Here is a 19,978-nt window from a genome sequence, read left to right on the forward strand (position 1 = left end):
GAAACGGCCGGAATGTCGCGTCCGGCGGGCGACGTCGGTCACCCGCGTTGGTCGGCCGGTCCGGCGGTGCCGCGTCGACCCTGCGACACGGCACCGCCGGTGGGTCAGCCGGTGACCGCCTCGGCGGCGGCGTGGTCGCGGGCCACCCGGACCAGTTCGACAAGGCCACCCGCGTACTCCTGGGACTCGCCGTGCGCCTCGTCGAACGGCGGCTGGAAGCCGACGCCCTCCCACTCGCCGGTGGCCGGGTTCCAGCGGTCGTTGCCGACCTCGAAGTCCCAGGCGAAGATGCCCAGCTCGTAGTAGAGCTGGTCGGCCGAGTTGCCGGCCGCGGAGTAGAGCACGTCGGCGACCGGGCCGGTCTGCGACGGCCAGGTGACCGTGCCGCGCTCCTGGGCGATTGCGCCGACGATGCGCCGCGCGCTGTTGAGGAACAGCGTCGACTCGTCGATCGACGGTCGGGGCAGGGTGATCCGACCGTCGGCCCGGTACGCCCCCGGCGGCCACATGAAGTACCCGCCGTAGGAGTGCACGTTCATCGCGAACCTGATGTTCGGGTGGGCCTTGGCCAGCGCGATGACGTTGCCGCTCTCGGACTCGGACAGCTCCGCCGTGCCCGCGTAGTTGCCGGAGAGACAGTTGGCGCTGGCTCCCACGTACCCGTCGAAGTACGACCCGACGGTGTAGTTGCGGTTGACGTCGACGCCCCACGAGGTGCGGTAGCGCGGGTCGCGGGCCGGCCCGGTGCAGTGGTTGACCAGGTTCTTGCGCTGGAAGTTGTAGTCGTTGAACGAGTAGTTCGCCCCGTCCGGGTTGACCGTCGGGATGACGAAGACGTCGACCTGCTCCAGCAGTTCCCGGGTGGCCGGGTCGGTACGGGCGTTGGCCAGCATCCGCTCGGCGAACTCCAGCGTCACCAGCGGGGTGGCCCACTCCCGGGCGTGTTCCTGGGAGTACGCCAGCACGCCGACTCGGGAGCCGTCGCGGTGCACGCCGAGGCGCAGCGCCTGCACCGTCCACGGCTTCGCCGGCACCTCGGTGCCCTGGAGGCCGTCGTCGAGGCGGACCGGACCGGCGACCGGCATCGGCAGCCCGGTCGAGCCGTCCTCGACGGTGGCCCGGAACCGGTTCGCCTGCCGGGCGTTGATGGCCGCGGCGACGTCGTCGGTGGTGCTCACCGTCTTGCCGGCCGCGTCGGTGGCGAGCGTGACCGTGAGGACGCGGTCCCGGTAGCCGACGGTCAGCGGCCGGTTGGGCCTGCCCGGGTCGACCGTGCGCACCTGCACACCGTTCATGCCCTGGTCACCGAAGCGGACCGACTCGACCACCAGGGCGGCGACGGCCGGGTCACCCAGGTACGCGACCGCGGTGCGGCGGTACCCCTGGGTCTTGTTCGGCAGGTCGATGACGTCCACCAGGTCCCGGTACTGGCGGGCCAGTCGCTTGATCCGCGCCTGGATGTCCACCGGCGTCAGGTACGCGTCGATGAAGTCCTTCTGGTAGCCGGCGGGCAGCGGCGGCGGGGCGGCGTTCGGCCACAGCGCCGGCGTGACCGCCCGGCTGACTCCGCCGAGGCTGGAGGTGGCGGTCAGCTGGACGGGCCGGCTCGGCACCGGCTGGGGGAGGTTGTAGTGGTACTGGTACTCGCCCGAGTCCTCGAACCGGTAGAGCGGGAACGATCCGGTGGCGCCGTTGGCGGTTCGCCAACTGACGGTGATCTCCACGTCCGGGTCGTCGGTGGCGGTGGTGGCCACCTGCGCCTGCAGGAACGTCTGCCCACCGGTGGTCCACCAGTACGCCTGCTGCACCGCGAGCGTGTCGACCCCGACGGCGGCGGTGGTGCGCTGTCCAGCGGCCGGGGCGCGCAGCCCGGCGGCGGTACGGGCCTGCGCCGCGCGAACGCTGTCGGCGAAGTTCCGGCTGCCGTCGCCGGCCCGCTGCACGATCTGGGTGGCGGTGGCGCCCTGGGCGGTCAGGTCGGCGAGCTGCGCGCCGGTCAGCACCAGGTCGGCGAGGATCCGCCCGTCCCGCGCCCGGGGCCGGTTGGCCAGGTCGGCGCCGGCGGCGACCAACCTGTCGAGCTGGGCCTGATCACGCAACTGCACCCGGACCAGAGCGGTCTCGGTCGCGGCCAGGGTGATCGGTGTGGCTGCTGGGGCGGGTGCCGCCGCAGCGGAGCCGGGATGGGACAGCGCCGCGCTGATCAGGATCGCTGTGGTGGCGGCAGCCGTCCACCGTCGTCGGACGATCATGTGCCCTCCTGTGACGGACGTCGATGCGTGTGGTCCTTACACCAGTGCACGGATCGACACCTGTCAAGGTGGAAATGCTTCCGCCGAGGGCCCAGGCGCCGCGATCCCGCGGTCCACCTGGGCCCTCGGATGTGGTCTCCGGAGGGTCAGCCGCAGCTGATCCGTACGACCACGGAACGGTTCCGCGCCGCCGGCCCGGGCGACAGGTCGCCGTTGGGCGCGCGATCCGGGACGCGGCCCGGCCACTTGTCGCCCACGCCTCGACTGGTGATCCGCCCACCCGGCACGCCGAATTCCTCCAGCACCGCTTTGACTGCCCGAGCGCGAGCCCGGGACAGCGCCAGGCGGCCCTTTTCGGTGCCGCTGGACGAGGTCGTGCCGATCAGTTCGACCGAGGAGTTGCCGGAGCGGAGCAGCTTGCCGAGTTCGGCGAGGGTCGCGCGGGCGGCCGCCGGGTCGCGGAACTCGTCCGAGTCGGGAAGGAAACCGACCGTTCCGGCGTCGGCCAGGACCGTCTCCCCACAGGGCGTGAACACCGGCAGCGCGGCGACTGGTACCAGACCGACCGCCGGCGCGTCGACGGTCCGCTGCGCGCCGGGCGACATCTCGCGCAACTCCACGCAGGCCGCACCGCTGGCCTTGACGATGGCGGTCCAGATCTCGACGACGTGTCGGCGGCGGGCCACGTCCAGCTCGGGCTGTGGCGGGGCCGTGTCCCCCAGCCCCACCAGCAGCACGTTGCGCTCGGTCAGGTTGGGCAGGGAATCAGATCCCCGCAGAAACTCGACAACCTCGGCTGGGTTCGCGTCCAGCATCCCCTTGGCGCGAAAGTCCAGGGGCGCGGTGGTCTGCAGACCCGAATCCAGCAGAACCACAGTGCCGCCCGCCTCGACCTGCGCGGCGGCGACGTCGAGTGATTTCAGTACGTCGGCCTCGGCTTCGTCGGCCCGCATGTCGGCCACCCACTGGTGCAGGCCGCCGATCCACCGGTCCAGATCCTTGGCGTACTTCTTGGGGTTCTGCGCCTTACTGTCGAAGACCTGGGGCCCCCGGTCGATGTCGACGCGCCCATCGACCTGCACCACGGAGACGGCCTTTCCGTTGCGGGCCGCACTGCGGGCCAGCTCCTCGACCGTGCGCGGAAGAGCGGGTGTCGGGCTGTTCGCCCGGGCTCCGACCGCGAGGGACATGGCCACGCCCGAGGGTAGGCACCCGGCGTCGACGGGCTTCTCCGCGATGGCGTCGTCGTCGCACCCGACGAGTGCGGTGGCCCCCAACAGGAGAGCCGTGAGGATGGCTGTCCGGGCCGGCCCGGTGCTTCGAGCCAGGGCACGGGGAGCGGTGATGATTGGCACTGGTCAGCTCCGGTGTTCGTAGGAGTTGCGGTCGACGGGGATGGTTGGAGTCCTGGTGCCGCGAGCGGTCACGTCGTTCCGTCTGGTCGGATCCCCGACAGACAGGCCCCTGCCTTCGGGGGCGCCGCCTCCGGGAACGTTCTCGCCCTCCGGTGCTCCCTCGTCGCGACCGGACCTGGGCCGGTACGACCGGGGTCCGCGGTACGGCGACGGCGACGGATCGGGGTAGCGCTGCCCGTCGAAGAGCCCCTCGGTCGTCGCCGGATCCTGCGCGGCTGCCGCCATCCGTTGGCGGGCGAGCTGCTTGAGCTCCTCGGCGAGGGCGAGCCGCTTGGCGTTCGCTGCCGCGTGTGCGGCCTCGGTACGGAACCACTCGTTGTACCGCTGTCGATGCGGGGACAGGGCCTTCTCGTGTGCCTCCAACTGCTTCGCCGCGACCTTGCGCGCCCGGGCCAAGGTGCGGATGCTCCGCGCGTACGCGTGCGACAGCGAGTTGTGGTTCCAGTAGGCGACGAGCGCGGCAGCTGCTCCGGTGGCCAGATAGAGCGCGAGGAACAGGATCGCCATCACGAGCACCGCGCCCGAATCCGTCTGCGCGCTGGTGGGCGTGCCGAAGCTGCCGCCGCTGGCCTCCTCGGCCAGCAGTAGCCGTGCGAGGAAGGCGGCCACGCCCAGCAGGGCCCAGCCGACGAGGCAGACGGAGAGCGCCAGCCGGCGAGCACCCGGTGCGCCCTGGTCCAGGTCCCGGAAGATCCGGCCAGATCCGTGCGCGAGCAGCAGCGCGACTGCGGTGAAGCCGGCGACCAGGAGGAACAGCAGGTAGGTCGGTGCGTTGAGCCCATCGGCCAGGGCACTGTAGAAGGCCGCGACGTCCGCGCCGGCGGCCAGCAGCAGGGCGACGCTCTCCGCGACGTTGGCGAGCCGGCTGCCCGCGCGACCGGTGACCACCGTGGTGTCGAGGTGGCGGCCGCCGGGCATGCTGCTGCGGGAAGGGCGGCTTTCCACACCGGGTGTGGTTGCGGTCGTCATCTCAACCCTCCTCGGTTCGTGGTGCGGGGGCGAGCAGGTCGCGGATCAGGTCGTGGTTCTCCTGGGCCAGCCGAAGCTGCTCCATCGCGGCGTCGCAGGTCAGGCGGCGCCGATGCTCCTTTGGCGCGACCTGTCCGACCAGGGCGTCGACGACGGTGAGCGCGTTCAGACGTTCGGTCTCGATGTCCGCGAGCCAGCCGTCCGCCCAGTAATTGATCATGTTGTCCAGGACGTGCCCGGTGCCCTCGTCGGTCCCACGCGGCGCCATCTCCGCCACCAGGCGGGAGACCTGCTCACGGCTGAGGTGAGCGTCCCGCTCGTACTGCGGGTCGGGGTCCACGGGCTTGGGTGCGTCGATCCGCATCGGGCCGGTTTCCTGGCCGTTGCGCGTGTGTCCTCGGGGGGTGGACGGGCGCCGCTGGAAGATCCCCCGGACCGCTCCGGCCACACTGTTCAGCAGACGTTTCATAGCCCTCTCAATTCGTACATCGGTCGATTCGGGTCGTCAGGCGGTGGCCGTCACCGGTAGGGCCTCCGCCGCTGGCTCGGCCCAGGCCGGAATCTCTGGTCCACCCGGCCGCAGCGTGCGGTTGAGTTGGTCGCCGACGGGGTGCTTGCGGACGAGGCGTTGCCAGTAGCTGCCGATGCGCCGCCAGGAGTGCTCGTGGATCCGGCGAGCCCGGGCGGCCGCGACCAGTCGGCTCCGCTGGATCCGTTCCCGCAGCTCCGCCTGCGTCTGCCGGAGACGGACCACCTGCTCCTCGGCGTCCCGGCGGGCGGCTTCCAACCGGGCCTTCCGTTCGAGGTGGGGCGCCAGCCGGCGCTTGCGGATCACCGAGTCGTGGGTGCTCTGCTCGCCGGCCCGTCGCGCCGACAGTTCGGCCTCGTCGGGTGCCTTGAGTGCGGTGAGCGCCTGGGTGGCTGCTGCCAGGGCCCGCTCGCTCTCGACGGCCTGCGCCTCCGTACGCGCGAGTTGGTATGCCGGCTCAGCGAGTTCCTGCTGCAGTTGGACCAGTTCGTGGTTGATGGCGTCGTTGGCCATCCGGCGGAGCTTCTCCAGGTGCGGGGTGAAGGCGACGGAACGGCCGTCGTGCGCGTACGCCAACGGGGGAGGTTCGCGGTGTGGATCCGTCGCGCCGGATGGTGCGGGGTCCACGGCGGGCAGCCCGGCCCGGGCGTCCTGTCGGCCGTTCCACCAGTCGGCGAGACGAGCCGTCACGCGGTACGGGATCGGGGCCGCCGGCTGGCGGTCCCAGTGCGGGTGGGACAGGGCGTGCGTCTGACGTGCCATCGGAAGGGCTCCTTCGAGTGGGCGGTGGGGGCTTCTCGTCCGTGCTCAGGCTCGACCGGTCTCGACCTGTCGTTGTTCGAGGCGCTCGCCGGTGAGTTCGGCGGCGATCTCGCCGAAGATGACGCCGAGCCGCTCCGCGTCGCTGAACCGGCGCACCAGCGCGCCACCAAGGACGTCGCCCTTGAACACCTCGGGTCGACCGCCTACCGATCCCGGCACCACCAGGTACACCCGCGTGTAGGCGGCGTCGACGAGTGCGGCACGAAGGTCGGCCGGATCGTCGAACACCTCGCCATCGCTGATGGCCACGAGAGCCCGCGCCGCGCACTCGCGATCCGCCCTCTCGTCCGCATCGGTCAGGGCGCGGACCGCAGGTGCCAGCAAGGTGCCGTCGCCAGGTTCGGGAGCGCGTTGGCGGGCGGGCATGGTGTGCAGTGACGTTGGTGGCAGGGTCACTCCGGCGGTGCCACTGAACACCGCTTCGGCGAGCTGGTCGGTCGGGCGCAGCTCCCGATGGGCGAACAGGAACAACTGTTCGACGGCCTGTTCGCGCAGCGCCGTGTATCGCTCCATCGAGCCGGACACGTCCTGCGCCTCGTCGATGCAGACCGGCCCGGTCACCCTTCGGGTTCCCTCGAGTACCGCCTGGTCGAGGCTGCCCGGCGGACCGAGCTGCTTTCGAATCTGCAGAGCGCAGAACCCCAGGAGCCCCAGGACGAGCAGGGTGGCCAGCAGCGGCCGCAGCAGTCGGCGCCACAGCGGCGTACGGGTTGGCGCGGGGACGTCATCGAGAAGGGCCCGACCGGGTATCACCCGGCCATCGGCGACGGCTCGTGTGACCTTATAACGCATAGCCGATGCCTTTCGGAAGTCAATCGGAATTGCGACAGATGTGGTTGACCGAGCTCGGGAAGTCGTCGGTGGCGAGAAATAGCCTAGGGGTCCGACCTGGATGGCTGTCTACAGTGGAAACAAGCATTTCGATGCCTGGTCGAAATTGTCGGTCGATGGTGACTCGTGCCCGCATTTTCGGTCGAGTGGTCATGCCCTGGCGGGGAATTCGGCGCTACCGAACGCATGAGGCGTGGGGCTAGGTCGACAGGGTCGTTCGCCCGGACGGTGGGTAGCGCCACCCGGGCGAGGGAGCCCGGTGGCGGGCTGCGGCGAAGTGCGGACTGTCCGGTGCGTCGAGCAGCACCGTATACCGACGATTCATGGATTAATGTTCGCGCCGATTTCATCCGGGGACTGCGTCAAATGACACGTTCCGGAGGTGTAGTCCGACGCGGCCCTTCGCGCGAAACGGGCGCACGCTCAGCGGCATGGTTGCTACGGATAGCCAGTGCCCTGGCCATCGGGACGATGAGCGGACGCTGGGGTACGCGCGTCAACTGTTGGCCGACAACCGGCATGAGCTGCGCCGGGCCGATCTGAAGGCGACGCAGACGCTCGGCGTTGCGGGAGCCGCCGCGGCAGGCGGGCTCGCCGCCCTGCCGGGTGTCGAACTCGGCACCCTGACGGCTGGCTGGTTGTGGCTGACCGCATGTCTGCTCTGGTGTGCCGCAGTGGCGATGTCGGCGCTTGCCCTGCTGCCCCGGCTTGGTGGTGTCTCGCCCGCGCGGCACGTCTCGTACTTCGGCGACGTGCTGCGTCACGAGGATCTGGCCGAGGCGTTGCACCAGACCGCGATCCAGCCGCTGGGCAGTGCCATAGCCGAGCTGAAGTGGACGAGTGCCCGACTCGCGAGCAAGTACTGCCTGGTCCGTGGCGCGATCGTCACTCTTGCCGCCAGCGGCCTCTGTCTGGTTGGGACAGTGCTGTGACAGGGGCGCTGGCAGTGCTCAGCCGCCCGACGGAGCCCCGGACGTCGATCCGTGCAATGCCCGCAGGACCGCGGGTTGCACGATGAGGATCTCGCGCCGTCCTGTTCGGACGATGTCCCGGTCGCGTAGTGCCCGCATCGCTCGCGCGACTGCCTCGCGGGATGTCGCCGCGGCGGTGGCGAGCTCCCGCTGGGAGAGAGGTAGGTCAATCACGATGCCCTCGGCAGTGTGCCGACCGTGGACGTCGGCGAGGCTCGTCAGCAGGCCGGCGAGCCGGCTGAAGCTGCTGGCGGAGACGTACTCCAGCCGTTTGACGTCGGACTGCCGGAGCCCTCGGGCGAGATGCTTCAGCAGGCCGAGGGCGAGACCGGGCTGGTTGACCGCCAGGTCGAGGAACTGCTTGCCGTCGATGACGTACGCCTGGAGGTCGGTGAGCGTGGTGACGGTTCCGGACCGGACGCCCCCGTCGATGGCGGCGAGGTCACCGATGATGTCTCCCGGCCCTCGTAGGGCGAGCAGTGCCTCCTGGCCGTCACGGGAGACCGACGTGACCTTTATCCAGCCACTGAGCAGAATCATCACGTACCGGGACGGATCGCCCTGGTGGAAGAGATCGGTCCGGGCGCCATGCTGTTTGGTCGTCGCAATACGGGCCAGTCGGTCCCGGTCGGCCGGAGCTATATGGGCGAGGAACGTACCCGCTGCGGGTGACGGACGGCCATCGGTGTCCCGGCTACCCGGTTGGCGGGACGTGGCCCGGCCGGTCGACAATGCCTCCCGGTGCCGCATTCCGGTCTCCCCCTGTAGTTGTTCTCATCGTTTTCCGGCAGAGTTGTCGAATGTGCCGACGTCCAGAATTCTGGACCAGAGCGGATCGGATGCGTAAGTGACGATGGATACCTTTCAGGCCGACCGAACGTACGAGAATGTCTTCTTGATCTTCGTGGATGCCGCCGGGCACTCGAACATCGTTGCGAATAATCCTCGGGACATCGCGGGGCAGGCATTCGATCTCCTCAACCGCAAGGTCTCCGAGCGACTGTCCTCGATCGGCGAGCAACGCCGGGTCGCGTACGCACGGGTGTGGCGCTGGGCCGGGGATGGCGGATTCCTGATCGTGTACGACGACGAGGAGAGCGTCGCCCGCGATGTCACGCTCGAATATGTCAACAGCCTGCTGACCCTCGACCTGCCGCACCTGCGGGACGAGTTCAGTCGGCTGGGCATCAAGGGCACGCTTCGGTTGCGGGTCGCGGCCCACCGGGGCGCGATCAGGTACCGCGGCGCGGGGGACGAAGGTCGGATCTACTCGCCGGACATCAACTTCGTCGCGCACCTTGAGAAGGCCACCCCACCGGACAGCGCGGCGATCTCCGGAGACGTCGCTCGGGTTGCCGGCCCGTACGCCGCGCTCTTCGAGCCGGTCGGAGAGTTCGAGGGCCGTGCCATCCACCTGCTGGTCGGCGGCGGCAGGGGCAGCGCGTTGCCGGTGTGGCTGGCCGAGCGAGGGCTCGCCGGAGGAGTTCCGGTGAACGCCTACGCCGAGCGCCCCAGTCAGGTGGAGAAGGCCCGGATGGTCCAGGCCGCGACCACCGAGGTGGTGGACCTCGGCACCTCGCTGCGCACCTCCTCGCGCTACCTGATCACCACCGAACGCCCGGCGTACTTCCGCGACGCGGTCCTCAGCTTCCTGGAACGCGGTGGCAGGTACCGCTGCGTACTCATGGACCCGGACTCTGACGCGACGCGGTTGCTGTCCGAGCAGCGCGATGAGGATCTCGCGGGCAAGACCAGGGAGGCGCTCACCTACCTACGCCAGTTCAAGCAACGGCACGGCGGGTTGGCCGAGCGGCTGGAGGTGCTCCAAACTTCCGGCTATCCCGGCATGGCCTGCCTCGCCACCGACCTCGACGCGCCGCACGCTCTCATCCTGGCTTCGCCCTACCTGATGGCACCGCCCGGAGCGGGCCGGAACCTGGAGCGCTGCGACATGCCCCACTACTCGTACGCCCGCAGCGCGGGACCGCTGTTCGACCACCTGCGATTCCTCATTCAGGGCTTCGCCACGTCGGCCGTCGAGCGTGTGCTGTGACCGGCGCGTTCCTCGACGACCCCCGCCGCCTGTCGTTCGGGTCCTGCCGACAGGCCGCCCGATCGGTACGGCGAGCGGAGCACGGCCGGCAGGCGTACGCCACGGTTCGTCCGCGCGGCACGATGGGGCTCATCCGCGAGCGCGGCCCGTTGAGCGTGGGGCTGGCCATCGCCGCCCGCGAGGGTCGGCTGGTGTGGCGCGGCCCGGACTCGTTCGCCCTGCTGAAGCCTCCGCTGTCGATGGACGAGCCGTACACCGCCGGTGGTCCGCGGCTCCTTCTGCTGCGCATCCTCGACCGCCGGTGGGAGACGCTCTGCTTCGCGGGGCCACCGGCTCTGGCGGTGCTCGCGGCGCTCGCCTGCGTACCCCTGCACCTGTGGAAGACCGCGATCACGCTCGTGCTGCTCGGCACGGTGTACCTCACGGTCTGCATGCTGAGCGGAATCGTCGCTGGGACACGCGGCATCGTCCGGACGTTCCGCCGCCGCCGTCAGGGCGAACTCGCTGCCGAGTCGTTACCCGCCCGGCAGTGGTCCATGCCGCTGTGCCACGAGGTGGACGCCGACCGTGCGGCCGAGCTGATGCGGGAGGTCTCGGACCGGCTCAGCCGACTGGTCGACAAGCGGGTGCGCGCCGCGAGCGGACCGCAGGGCGGCCACCCCGCTGAAGTGCTCATCACCGAGGTCCTGGTCTGCAGGATCAGCGGGGTCACCACCGAGGCGATGCGACGGGCCCTGCCCCGCCAGCGGCGGGTCAACACCCTCTTTCCGGGCGGCACCGACGTGGTGGTCCTCGAACCACGGGACCAGCTGCCGGGTCACCCGCTGAGGACGTTCAACACGGCGAACTTCTTCCTCTGGTACGTCTTCGGTGGCGGCGCCGTCGTGCTGATGCTCGCGTACGTGGTGGCGGACCAGGAGCGCAAGGGCTGCGTGGACCGGTGCGCGGGACGCCCAGACGAGTACGGCGAGGCGCTGCGGTGGCTCGGTCAACGGTTGCTGCTGTCCGATCCGCAGGACCTGCGCCCCGAAACCCCCGGCTCGACGCTCCTGGGGTGGGTGGTGAGCCTGATGTCGATCATGACGATCCCGGTGGCAGGTGTGGCGTTGAGCCAGGTCTGGCGTGCCGCGGACCGGATGAACGCACGATTCGAGAAGGCGACGAACGACGTCCACGCCCGCCCCAAGGTCCTGCTCCTGGCCGCCACCCTGGCCGAGCAGCGGGCCACGTTGGAGGTGGTTCGCAACCACGGGCTGGAGCCGTACCCGGAACCTCGTCCTCCGCATACCGTCTTCCGGCTCGGTGCCCTGGCCGGCACGGAGCTGATGCTCGCGACCGCGGTCGGTGAACCGAACTCCGCGGCCGGTGTGGCGCAGGTGGCGGCCAGCATCATCCGGCAGTGGCGTCCGCACTACCTCGTGCTCGTCGGCACCTGCTTCGGCCTTCGTGACGAGCAACGTCTCGGCGACATCGTGGTGTCCACGCAGGCGCGTGATCTGGCGTACCAGGCCGTCGCTGACGTTGACGGCGAGCCGCAACGATACGACCGTGGCGGCCGGCCGAGTCCGTCCGCGGCACTCCTCGGCGTCATGGCGACGATGGCGGACAGCTGGTCCGGACCCGCCGTGCACCTCGGACCGATCGTCGGCTCGACGACGCTCTACCGGTCCGACAAGGCAAAAGCGGACCTGCGGCGGAGACAACCGGACGCAGCCGCCGGCGATATGGAATCGCACCTGCTCAACGGTGTCGCGTACGAGCACAAGGTGGACTGGATCGCGGTTCGGGGCATCTCCGACTGGGGTGACGCCACCAAGTCCGATACGCACCGCCACGCAGCGGCGGCCAACGCCGCCGAGTTCGTCCTCTACGCCATCAAGGCTGGCTTGCTGGATACTCGTTCCGCCGCGGCCAGGTGATCGGCGCCGGGTTCACCGAGCGAGGCACACCTCGCCGGGTGGCCCGGGTGCCGCGATCATGCGGACTACCGGGGCTCCTCGTGCGTGGAGCGGGCGACGGGAATCGAACCCGCACCGTCAGTTTGGAAGACTGAAGCTCTGCCATTGAGCTACGCCCGCGCTCGGCCCCGCCGAAACGGGACGCGCCGACAGCGTACCCAATGCTCGTGCCCGGCGCGCAGCCGCGCCACCGCCCTGCGGTGTCGCGTCGTGGCGGCGCCGCGTCCGCACGCCGCCAAGATCCGCACAACTTCCGGGATGTAGTGGCCTCCGCGCGCCGGGAGGCCACTCTTTCCCGGAAGTTGCGCGGATCCAGTGATGGCGCCCCGGGCGGCCGCGCACGCCGCGGCCCGCGCATGACGGTGGAACGGGGGAGAATGGGCTCTTCGGGACAATATGTCCGAGTGGGGGACGCCCCGGCACCGCCTGAGGCGCGACGACGGCATAGACTGCACGTCGCCACGGGGTGTGGCGCAGCTTGGTAGCGCACTCGCTTTGGGAGCGAGGGGCCGTGGGTTCAAATCCCGCCACCCCGACTGTCGTCCGCGTCCGGGTCGCCCCGGGCGCTGCGGGCCGGCCCCGCCGGCTCGCCTACACTCGATGGGCCAATCGAAGGCCCAGAATCAAAACCAAGATCCGTCAAGGAGTACGCCTGTGAAGAGCACCGTCGAGACTCTGAGCCCGACGCGCGTGCGGCTCGCCATCGAGGTGCCGTTCGTCGAGCTCGAGCCGAGCCTCAAGAAGGCGTACCGGGAGATCGGTTCGCAGGTCCAGGTCCCGGGCTTCCGCCGGGGCAAGGTGCCGACCGCGGTGATCGACCAGCGGGTGGGCCGGGGCACCGTCCTCAACGAGGCGGTCCAGGACGCCATCCCGGAGAACATCCTCGCCGCGGTGCGCGAGCACGACCTGAAGACGCTGGGACGCCCCGAGGTCGAGATCACCGAGTTCAACGACGGTGACTCGCTGAACTTCACCGCCGAGGTCGACGTCCGTCCGGAGATCACGCTGCCCGACGCGAGCACCATCGAGGTGACCGTCGACGAGCTGCAGATCGACGAGAGCGAGATCGACGAGCAGGTGAAGAACCTGCGCGAGCGGTTCGCCACCCTCAAGACCGTCGAGCGCGCCGCCGCCGAGGGCGACTACGTGCAGATCGACCTGAACGCCACCGTCGACGGCGAGGACGTGCCGGGCGGCCAGGCCAGCAACATCTCCCACGAGGTGGGCAGCAAGCAGCTCCTGCCGGGCCTGGACGAGGCCGTGGTCGGTCTCGCCGCCGGCGACAGCACCACCTTCACCACCCAGTTGGTCGGCGGCGACTTCGCCGGCCGGGACGCCGACGTGGCGGTGACCGTGCGCACGGTCAAGGAGAAGGAGCTGCCGGAGCTGAACGACGAGTTCGCCCAGATGGCCAGCGAGTTCGACACGATCGAGGAGCTGCGCGGCGACCTGCGGGCGCGGGTCACGCAGGGCAAGCAGGTCGAGCAGATCTACGCGGCCCGGGACAAGGCGCTGGCGCAGCTGGTCGAGGCCGCCGAGGTGCCGGCGCCGGAGGGTGTCGTCAGCGAGGAGGTCGCGAGCCGCAAGCAGGCGATGGTCGACCAGCTGGAGCGGATCGGCGCCTCGCTGGAGGAGTACCTGGCGGCCGAGGAGAAGACCGAGGAGCAGATCGACGCCGAGCTGACCGAGGCGGCGACCGAGGGCGTCAAGGTGCAGCTCCTGCTGGACACGCTGGCCGACGCCGAGGACGTGCAGGTCTCCGACGACGAGTTCGGGCACGAGATCGTGCACCGGGCGCAGCGCGCCGGAATGGCCCCGCAGCAGTACTACGACCAGCTGGTGCGCTCCGGCGCGGCCGCCGCGGTCTTCGGTGACGTGCGGCGGGGCAAGGCGCTCGCGGCCGTCATGGAGCGGATCACGATCAAGGACTCGGCCGGCAACGAGGTCACCCTGGACGCGCTGCGCGCCGCCAACGAGGCGGAGCACAACCACGAGCACTGATCGTCGGGTGCGGCCGCCGTCCGCCGCTGCGCGGTGCACGGCGGCCGAATCCTTTCCGGGGTACGCCCGGACGCCCGCGCCGCGGGTGCGCCTGACACAGCTGCGCTGAGAGCGAACAGTGCCCCGACCGGGACTCTGCCGCCCCGTACAGCGGTTAGTGTCGGGAAAGACGGTACGGAGAGCGAAGGGCTGCCATGACCGACATGCACATCCCCAAGAAGTCGCTCCGGGCGATTGACGCGCGCGGTGGCGACTCCATTGGCAACCTCGACGACTCGGTCTACAACCGGTTGCTCAAGGAACGCATCATCTTCCTGGGCAGTGAGGTGACCGACCAGGTCGCCAACCGCATCTGCGCGCAGCTGCTGCTGCTCGCCGCGGAGGACCCGGACCGCGACATCAACCTGTGGATCAACTCGCCGGGTGGCTCGGTCTACTCCGGCATGGCGATCTACGACACCATGCAGTTCATCGACAACGACGTGTCGACCGTGGCGATGGGCATGGCTGCCTCGATGGGTCAGCTGCTGCTCTGCGCGGGCACCAAGGGCAAGCGTTACGCCCTGCCGCACGCTCGGATCATGATGCACCAGCCGTCCGGTGGTCTGGGCGGCACGGCGTCCGACATCGCCATCCAGGCGGAGCAGATGCTCTACACGAAGCGGATGTTCCAGGAGCGCGTCGCGCACCACACCGGCCAGAGCCAGTCGCAGATCGAGGCCGACTCGGACCGGGACCGTTGGTTCACCGCCCAGGAGGCCATGGACTACGGCTTCATCGACAAGGTGATCATCGGGGCCGCTCAGGTTCCGGATGGCGCCGGGACCCTGAGCTGAGGAGCTGACGATGACCGATCTGAGCTTGCCGCCCCAGTTCGCGGCCGTGCACAACCGCTACGTGCTGCCGTCGTTCGTCGAGCGCACGTCGTACGGGGTCAAGGAGTCGAACCCGTACAACAAGCTCTTCGAGGACCGGATCATCTTCCTCGGTGTCCAGGTGGACGACGCGTCGGCCAACGACGTGATGGCCCAGCTACTGACGCTGGAGGGCACCGACCCGGACCGCGACATCATCATGTACATCAACTCGCCGGGTGGCTCGTTCACCGCGATGACGGCGATCTACGACACCATGCAGTACGTCCGTCCGGACATCTCGACGGTCTGCCTCGGTCAGGCCGCCAGCGCGGCGGCGGTGCTGCTGTCGGCGGGTACGCCGGGTAAGCGGATGGCCCTGCCGAACTCGCGGATCATCATCCACCAGCCGGCCACCGAGGGTGGCTACGGGCAGGGCTCGGACATCGAGATCCAGGCTCGGGAGATCCTGCGGATGCGGACGCAGCTGGAGGACATGCTGTCCCGCCACTGCAACCGGCCGATCGAGCAGGTCCGCAAGGATATCGACCGTGACAAGATCATGACGGCCGAGGAGTCCAAGGAGTACGGGCTGGTGGACACGATCCTGACCAGCCGCAAGAAGGGTCTGCTGGCTGCCAACGCGGCCAGCTGAGTCAGTACCGGGTCAGGGGTTGGCCGGGGCGTTGGTTCCCGGCCGACCTCTGACACACCCGTTTTGGGGGTCGGAGAATGTCCCGCCAGCGGGTAACGTCGGGTCCGTACCGCTTCGCCGGTTGGGCCGGTGTGGCGAACCAAGCCGGGCGGCGCGCAGCGTCCGCAGGTCAGGGCCGGGTCTCCGGCCGATGAGTGCAGGGAGAACGTAGGTGGCACGGATCGGTGACGGCGGCGACCTACTGAAATGCTCCTTCTGCGGCAAGTCGCAGAAGCAGGTGAAGAAGCTCATCGCGGGCCCTGGGGTCTACATCTGCGACGAGTGCATCGATCTCTGTAACGAGATCATCGAAGAGGAGCTGGCCGAGTCCGGCGAGGTGAAGTGGGAAGAGCTTCCCAAGCCGATGGAGATCTGCCAGTTCCTCGACAACTACGTCGTCGGGCAGGATCAGGCCAAGAAAGCGCTCGCGGTAGCGGTCTACAACCACTACAAGCGCATCCAGGCCGAGGCGGCCGGCGCGCCGGGCTCCGGCAGTGACGCGGTCGAGCTGGCCAAGTCCAACATCCTGCTGCTCGGGCCGACCGGGTGCGGCAAGACCCACCTGGCGCAGACGCTCGCCCGGATGTTGAACGTCCCGTTCGCCATCGCCGACGCCACGGCGCTGACCGAGGCGGGCTACGTCGGTGAGGATGTGGAGAACATCCTCCTCAAGCTGATTCAGGCCGCGGACTACGACATCAAGCGCGCCGAGACCGGCATCATCTACATCGACGAGGTCGACAAGATCGCCCGCAAGTCGGAGAATCCGTCGATCACACGGGACGTCTCCGGCGAGGGTGTGCAGCAGGCGCTGCTCAAGATGCTGGAAGGCACGGTGGCCAACGTGCCGCCGCAGGGCGGTCGTAAGCACCCGCACCAGGAGTTCATCCAGATCGACACCACAAACGTGCTGTTCATCTGTGGTGGTGCGTTCGCCGGTCTGGATCAGATCATCGAGTCCCGGACCGGCCAGGGCGGCACCGGTTTCGGCGCACGGCTCCGGTCGGTGTCCGACAGGTCGACCGATGACATCTTCAGCCAGGTCATGCCGGAAGACATGCTCAAGTTCGGCCTGATCCCCGAGTTCGTCGGCCGGCTTCCGGTGATCACCAACGTGCGCAGCCTGGACCGCAGCGCCCTAGTGCGTATCCTCACCGAGCCGCGCAACGCGCTGGTCCGGCAGTACCAGCGGCTCTTCGAGCTGGACGGGGTCGAGCTGGAGTTCGACGAGCCGGCGTTGGAGGCGATCGCCGACCAGGCGATGCTGCGGGGCACGGGTGCCCGTGGTCTGCGGGCCATCATCGAGGAGGTTCTGCTCTCCGCGATGTTCGAGGTCCCGAGCAACCCCGACGCCGCCCGGGTGCTGATCACCCGCGAGGTCGTCCTGGAGAACGTCAACCCGACAATCGTTCCGCGCGAGTTCACCGGGCGTCGGGCCCGGCGGGACCGCGAGGAGAAGTCAGCCTGATCCTCCCCGCGTCCACGCCGGCCGTTCGCTACTGACGCGGCCGGCGTGACCGTGTTCGGCGGTCCCACTCGCCCGACGGGGTGACCGTCACCATCATCAGCCGGGCCGGTTCCGCGGCATCGTTGCGGTAGCCGTGCTCCCGGTCGGCGTGGAACTCGATCGTGTCACCGGCCCGGACGGCGTGATCCTGCCCGTCGACGTGGACGATCACCGCGCCGGCGAGGACGTGCAGCACCTCGCGGGTGCCGCGCGGGTGGTCGGAGGAGCGGTGTCCGTCCCCCGGCTCCAGCCGCCAGTCCCAGAGCTCGACCAGGTCGGGCTCGCCCAGCCCGCTCAGCAGGTGGCCGGTGCCGCCGTGTTCTCCGTGCCAGAGCACGGGCGCCTCGGCCGTGGAGCTGATCCGCACCGTCCGCTCCTCGTCCGGCTCGACCAGTCGGGCGATGTTGACGCCGAACGCGTCAGCGACCCGGCACAGCGTGCCGACGCTGGGGTTGGTGCGGGCGCTCTCGATCTGCACGAGCATCGCCTTGCTCACCCCGGAGCGGCCGGCCAGTTCCTCGAAGGACCAGCCCCGGGCGGCGCGCAGTTCCCGTACCTGCCGGGCGACGGCGGCGGTCACCGCGCCCACCCGACCACCTGCGTCGGTCATCAAACTATCCTTCACGGTCACTATTGTGGTACGACAGTGGCATGCTACCCATTCTCCTGGCCGCAGTGTCCGCGATTGCCTTCGGCACCGCCGACTTCTCCGGCGGCAAGGCGTCCCGCCGGGCGGACCCGATCGCGGTGACCGTGGTCTCCCAACTTCTGAGCGTCCCCCTGCTGGTCGCTCTGGTGCTGGTGGTGCCCGGGACCCCGACCCTCGCCGACATTGCCTGGGGGCTGCTCGCCGGGGTGGCCGGCGCTGGCGGCGTCATGCTGCTCTACCGGGCGCTCGCCGGCGGAATGATGGCGGTGGTGGCGCCGGTCACCGCGATCACCGCCGCGGTGGTGCCGATCGTCGCCGGCCTGTTCACATCGAGCTTTCCCGGAGCGCTGGCGCTCACCGGCGCCGGCCTCGCCGTGGTGGCGATCGCCCTGGTCAGCCTGGGCGAAGGGGGGCGCGGTCCGGGCGCTCCCGCGCGGCTGGTGGGTCTGGCCCTCGCCGCCGGCGCGCTCTTCGGCGTCTTCTTCACACTGCTCGGCCAGGCCAGCGAGAGTGCCGGCATGTGGCCGGTGGCGGCGGTCCGGGCCAGCTCGATCGCCTTCGGCCTGATCCTCGCCGCCAGCACGGGGGTGGGGCTCCGGCTCGACCGGCGGGTGCTGGGTTGGGCGGCCGTCGCCGGTCTGCTCGACAGCGCCGCCAACGCGCTCTTCATGGCCGCCGCCGCGCGGGGTCACCTCAGCATCGTGGCGGCGATCGCCGCCCTCTACCCCGCCAGCACGGTGCTGCTCGCGCTCGCCGTCGACCGGGAACGCCTGCGGCCGGTCCAGATCGCCGGCCTCGGCTTCGCCGCGGGGGCGCTGGTGCTGGCCAGCATCTGACGCTGTCCGCGCCGACCGTCCCGGCCGTACTCTGGGCCTATGCGCGTCGCCGTCTGCCAGCTCAACGCCCGGGATGACCGCAAGGCCAACCTGGCCGCCGCCGAGGTGCTGCTGGAACGCGCCGCGGACGGCGGCGCGGACCTCGCCATCCTTCCGGAGTACGTGGACTATCTCGGCCCCGCGGCCGGCCTGCCCGAACCGGAGCCGGTCGACGGCGAGGTGGGCAGCTTCTTCGCGGGGGTCGCCCGGCGGCTGGGCATGTGGGTGCTGGCCGGGTCGTTCCACGAGGCCGGCCCGGACCCGGAGCACACCTGGAACACGTCGCTGGTCTTCGACCGCGCCGGCAGCCTGGCCGCGAGCTACCGCAAGATCCATCTGTACGACGTGGAGATCCCGGGCCGGGTCTCCTACCGGGAGTCGGAGAGCGTCGCGCCCGGCGTCCAACCCGTCGTCGTGGATGTGGAGGGTCTCCGGGTCGGGCTGTCGATCTGCTACGACCTGCGCTTCCCGGAGCTGTACCGGCGGCTCGCCACCGAGGGCGGCGCCCAACTGCTTGTGGTGCCGGCGGCGTTCATGCTGCACACCGGGCGGGACCACTGGGAGGTCCTGCTGCGGGCCCGCGCCATCGAGAACCAGTGTTTCGTGGCGGCCGCCGGTCAGACGGGCGACCACGAGCCCGGCCGCACGTGCTTCGGGCGCAGCATGGTGGTCGACCCGTGGGGGACGGTCCTCACGCAACTGCCGGACGGCCCCGGGGTTGCCGTCGCCGACCTGGACCTCGCCCGCCTCGCTGCCATCCGGGCCGAGCTGCCCAGCCTGGCCAACCGCCGGCTCTGAGCGCTCAGCCCTCCAGCAGGACGCCGATCGTCGCGAAGCCGGCGATGACCACTGCGGTGACCAGCAGAGCCGTGGTCATCCGGGATCTGCCCCGACGGGCCAGCCGTCCCACCGAGAGCACGAGGACCACCAGCACGACCGCGCCGATCACCAGTTGCCAGAACGGTAGGAGGACGCCGAGCAGTGCTTCCTCGGCAAACACCGTGGCGCCCAGCCCGGACTCATCCATGCCTGACACTCTGGCACGCCGACGCGCGCGGCGTCGCCGACCGCAGGGGCAGACCGCGCCGATCCGCTCGACAGAACCAGTGATGAACCCTGATTTGCCTTCTTCCGGCGGTCCGCGTAACTTTCTCTCTGCACGGGGGAGGCCGGACAAACCGGCCGAGAACGGGCACCGGGCTCGTGGCGGAAACGCCGAGCGAGACCGAGGATCGGGCGGTGCGAGACACTCCGGAAACGGGGTTGCGAACGCGAAGCCGGCCGGGTAGAGTTCTGAAGCCGGCAGGAGCCGGGCGGAGAGCCGCGAAGCGGTGATCGGCCGGTCTGCGGCTTCCCACGACAGAAGCGACCGCCGGGTACGGCGTGCGTCATCGTGGGTCCGGACGAACCAGATTGATCGCCTCGGATACGAGGTTGACAATGAAAGTTCGACCAAGTAGGTTTGAGCGGTTGCCCCGAAACGGGGTTCCACGGAATGTGGAGCTTCTGATCGGTGTGTGGTTGTTCTTTGAGAACTCAACAGGGTGCTTGTAAAGCCAGTGCCAATTATGATTGATACCCCGGATTGGTCGAGCCTT

18 protein-coding genes and 2 tRNA genes are annotated in these 19,978 nt (G+C 69.7%); 10 read left to right on the forward strand and 10 right to left on the reverse strand.

Going from position 1 to position 19,978, the window contains the following annotated elements; genetic code table 11:
- Positions 1 to 104: 104 nt before the first annotated feature.
- The 6 genes from ACGGAQ_RS26000 to ACGGAQ_RS26025 form a co-directional block, all read right to left on the reverse strand.
- The gene (locus tag ACGGAQ_RS26000; protein WP_393053344.1) at positions 105 to 2,252 is read right to left on the reverse strand and encodes a M14 family zinc carboxypeptidase; all 2,148 of its coding nucleotides are present in this window, start codon (positions 2,250 to 2,252) and stop codon (positions 105 to 107) included.
- 146 nt (positions 2,253 to 2,398) lie between these two features.
- The gene (locus ACGGAQ_RS26005; protein ID WP_393053347.1) at positions 2,399 to 3,607 is read right to left on the reverse strand and encodes an OmpA family protein; all 1,209 of its coding nucleotides are present in this window, start codon (positions 3,605 to 3,607) and stop codon (positions 2,399 to 2,401) included.
- A 3-nt stretch (positions 3,608 to 3,610) separates the two neighbouring features.
- Entirely contained in the window at positions 3,611 to 4,636 is a 1,026-nt protein-coding gene (locus ACGGAQ_RS26010; protein WP_393053350.1) for a hypothetical protein, read from the reverse strand.
- Between the two features lies 1 nt (position 4,637).
- A complete protein-coding gene (locus tag ACGGAQ_RS26015; protein WP_393053353.1) occupies positions 4,638 to 5,105 on the reverse strand; it encodes a hypothetical protein in 468 nt (155 codons plus the stop codon).
- Positions 5,106 to 5,141: 36 nt separating this feature from the next.
- Positions 5,142 to 5,927, reverse strand: a complete 786-nt coding sequence (locus ACGGAQ_RS26020; protein ID WP_393053356.1) for a hypothetical protein — start codon at positions 5,925 to 5,927, stop codon at positions 5,142 to 5,144.
- A 45-nt stretch (positions 5,928 to 5,972) separates the two neighbouring features.
- Positions 5,973 to 6,740 (reverse strand): VWA domain-containing protein, encoded by a 768-nt coding sequence (locus ACGGAQ_RS26025; protein WP_393053359.1) that lies wholly within the window; start codon positions 6,738 to 6,740, stop codon positions 5,973 to 5,975.
- A gap of 509 nt (positions 6,741 to 7,249) precedes the next feature.
- Here ACGGAQ_RS26025 and ACGGAQ_RS26030 point away from each other — a divergent pair.
- A complete protein-coding gene (locus ACGGAQ_RS26030) occupies positions 7,250 to 7,750 on the forward strand; it encodes a Pycsar system effector family protein (protein ID WP_393053361.1) in 501 nt (166 codons plus the stop codon).
- Positions 7,751 to 7,768: 18 nt separating this feature from the next.
- On the opposite strand, the gene ACGGAQ_RS26035 is transcribed toward ACGGAQ_RS26030, so the two are convergent.
- Positions 7,769 to 8,431 (reverse strand): Crp/Fnr family transcriptional regulator, encoded by a 663-nt coding sequence (locus ACGGAQ_RS26035; RefSeq protein WP_393053418.1) that lies wholly within the window; start codon positions 8,429 to 8,431, stop codon positions 7,769 to 7,771.
- 253 nt (positions 8,432 to 8,684) lie between these two features.
- On the opposite strand from ACGGAQ_RS26035, the gene ACGGAQ_RS26040 reads away from it, so the two are divergent.
- Entirely contained in the window at positions 8,685 to 9,842 is a 1,158-nt protein-coding gene (locus tag ACGGAQ_RS26040; RefSeq protein WP_393053364.1) for a hypothetical protein, read from the forward strand.
- Entirely contained in the window at positions 9,839 to 11,761 is a 1,923-nt protein-coding gene (locus tag ACGGAQ_RS26045) for a hypothetical protein (RefSeq protein WP_393053367.1), read from the forward strand. Before ACGGAQ_RS26040 ends, ACGGAQ_RS26045 begins: the two co-directional genes overlap by 4 nt.
- An 85-nt stretch (positions 11,762 to 11,846) precedes the next feature.
- Here ACGGAQ_RS26045 and ACGGAQ_RS26050 read toward each other — a convergent pair.
- A tRNA-Gly gene (locus tag ACGGAQ_RS26050) sits at positions 11,847 to 11,920 on the reverse strand.
- 342 nt (positions 11,921 to 12,262) lie between these two features.
- Between ACGGAQ_RS26050 and ACGGAQ_RS26055 the strand changes: the two genes are divergently transcribed.
- The 5 genes from ACGGAQ_RS26055 to clpX all read left to right on the forward strand — a co-directional run bounded on the left by ACGGAQ_RS26055 (position 12,263) and on the right by clpX (position 16,817).
- Positions 12,263 to 12,336 (forward strand) — tRNA-Pro (locus ACGGAQ_RS26055).
- A gap of 118 nt (positions 12,337 to 12,454) precedes the next feature.
- Entirely contained in the window at positions 12,455 to 13,801 is a 1,347-nt protein-coding gene (gene tig / locus ACGGAQ_RS26060; RefSeq protein ID WP_393053370.1) for a trigger factor, read from the forward strand.
- 194 nt (positions 13,802 to 13,995) lie between these two features.
- The gene (locus ACGGAQ_RS26065) at positions 13,996 to 14,637 is read left to right on the forward strand and encodes an ATP-dependent Clp protease proteolytic subunit (protein WP_007464111.1); all 642 of its coding nucleotides are present in this window, start codon (positions 13,996 to 13,998) and stop codon (positions 14,635 to 14,637) included.
- 10 nt (positions 14,638 to 14,647) lie between these two features.
- Positions 14,648 to 15,310, forward strand: a complete 663-nt coding sequence (locus ACGGAQ_RS26070) for an ATP-dependent Clp protease proteolytic subunit (protein ID WP_121652300.1) — start codon at positions 14,648 to 14,650, stop codon at positions 15,308 to 15,310.
- 211 nt (positions 15,311 to 15,521) lie between these two features.
- On the forward strand, positions 15,522 to 16,817 hold the full coding sequence (clpX, locus tag ACGGAQ_RS26075) for an ATP-dependent Clp protease ATP-binding subunit ClpX (protein WP_139588132.1): 1,296 nt from the start codon (positions 15,522 to 15,524) through the stop codon (positions 16,815 to 16,817).
- A gap of 28 nt (positions 16,818 to 16,845) precedes the next feature.
- Here clpX and ACGGAQ_RS26080 read toward each other — a convergent pair whose 3' ends face one another.
- Positions 16,846 to 17,466 (reverse strand): helix-turn-helix domain-containing protein, encoded by a 621-nt coding sequence (locus ACGGAQ_RS26080; protein ID WP_393053375.1) that lies wholly within the window; start codon positions 17,464 to 17,466, stop codon positions 16,846 to 16,848.
- Positions 17,467 to 17,507: 41 nt separating this feature from the next.
- Here ACGGAQ_RS26080 and ACGGAQ_RS26085 point away from each other — a divergent pair, with 41 nt between their 5' ends.
- Positions 17,508 to 18,341: an EamA family transporter gene (locus ACGGAQ_RS26085; protein ID WP_393053378.1), complete on the forward strand. Its 834-nt coding sequence runs from the start codon at positions 17,508 to 17,510 to the stop codon at positions 18,339 to 18,341.
- Positions 18,342 to 18,380: 39 nt separating this feature from the next.
- Positions 18,381 to 19,178: a carbon-nitrogen hydrolase family protein gene (locus ACGGAQ_RS26090; protein ID WP_393053380.1), complete on the forward strand. Its 798-nt coding sequence runs from the start codon at positions 18,381 to 18,383 to the stop codon at positions 19,176 to 19,178.
- 4 nt (positions 19,179 to 19,182) lie between these two features.
- On the opposite strand, the gene ACGGAQ_RS26095 is transcribed toward ACGGAQ_RS26090, so the two are convergent.
- On the reverse strand, positions 19,183 to 19,407 hold the full coding sequence (locus ACGGAQ_RS26095) for a hypothetical protein (protein ID WP_354861749.1): 225 nt from the start codon (positions 19,405 to 19,407) through the stop codon (positions 19,183 to 19,185).
- Positions 19,408 to 19,978 lie beyond the last annotated feature (571 nt).

Origin of the sequence: Micromonospora sp. NPDC047557, assembly GCF_043205095.1 — a bacterium.
Classification (GTDB): Bacteria; Actinomycetota; Actinomycetes; order Mycobacteriales; family Micromonosporaceae; genus Micromonospora.

Coding starts and splice junctions, on each gene's coding strand:
- ACGGAQ_RS26000 (WP_393053344.1), bottom strand. CDS start 2,252: ATGATCGTCCGACGACGGTGGACGGCTGCCGCCACCACAGCGATCCTG.
- ACGGAQ_RS26010 (WP_393053350.1), bottom strand. CDS start 4,636: ATGACGACCGCAACCACACCCGGTGTGGAAAGCCGCCCTTCCCGCAGC.
- ACGGAQ_RS26015 (WP_393053353.1), bottom strand. CDS start 5,105: ATGAAACGTCTGCTGAACAGTGTGGCCGGAGCGGTCCGGGGGATCTTC.
- ACGGAQ_RS26020 (WP_393053356.1), bottom strand. CDS start 5,927: ATGGCACGTCAGACGCACGCCCTGTCCCACCCGCACTGGGACCGCCAG.
- ACGGAQ_RS26030 (WP_393053361.1), top strand. CDS start 7,250: ATGGTTGCTACGGATAGCCAGTGCCCTGGCCATCGGGACGATGAGCGG.
- ACGGAQ_RS26065 (WP_007464111.1), top strand. CDS start 13,996: ATGACCGACATGCACATCCCCAAGAAGTCGCTCCGGGCGATTGACGCG.
- ACGGAQ_RS26070 (WP_121652300.1), top strand. CDS start 14,648: ATGACCGATCTGAGCTTGCCGCCCCAGTTCGCGGCCGTGCACAACCGC.
- ACGGAQ_RS26080 (WP_393053375.1), bottom strand. CDS start 17,466: ATGACCGACGCAGGTGGTCGGGTGGGCGCGGTGACCGCCGCCGTCGCC.
- ACGGAQ_RS26085 (WP_393053378.1), top strand. CDS start 17,508: ATGCTACCCATTCTCCTGGCCGCAGTGTCCGCGATTGCCTTCGGCACC.
- ACGGAQ_RS26090 (WP_393053380.1), top strand. CDS start 18,381: ATGCGCGTCGCCGTCTGCCAGCTCAACGCCCGGGATGACCGCAAGGCC.
- ACGGAQ_RS26095 (WP_354861749.1), bottom strand. CDS start 19,407: ATGGATGAGTCCGGGCTGGGCGCCACGGTGTTTGCCGAGGAAGCACTG.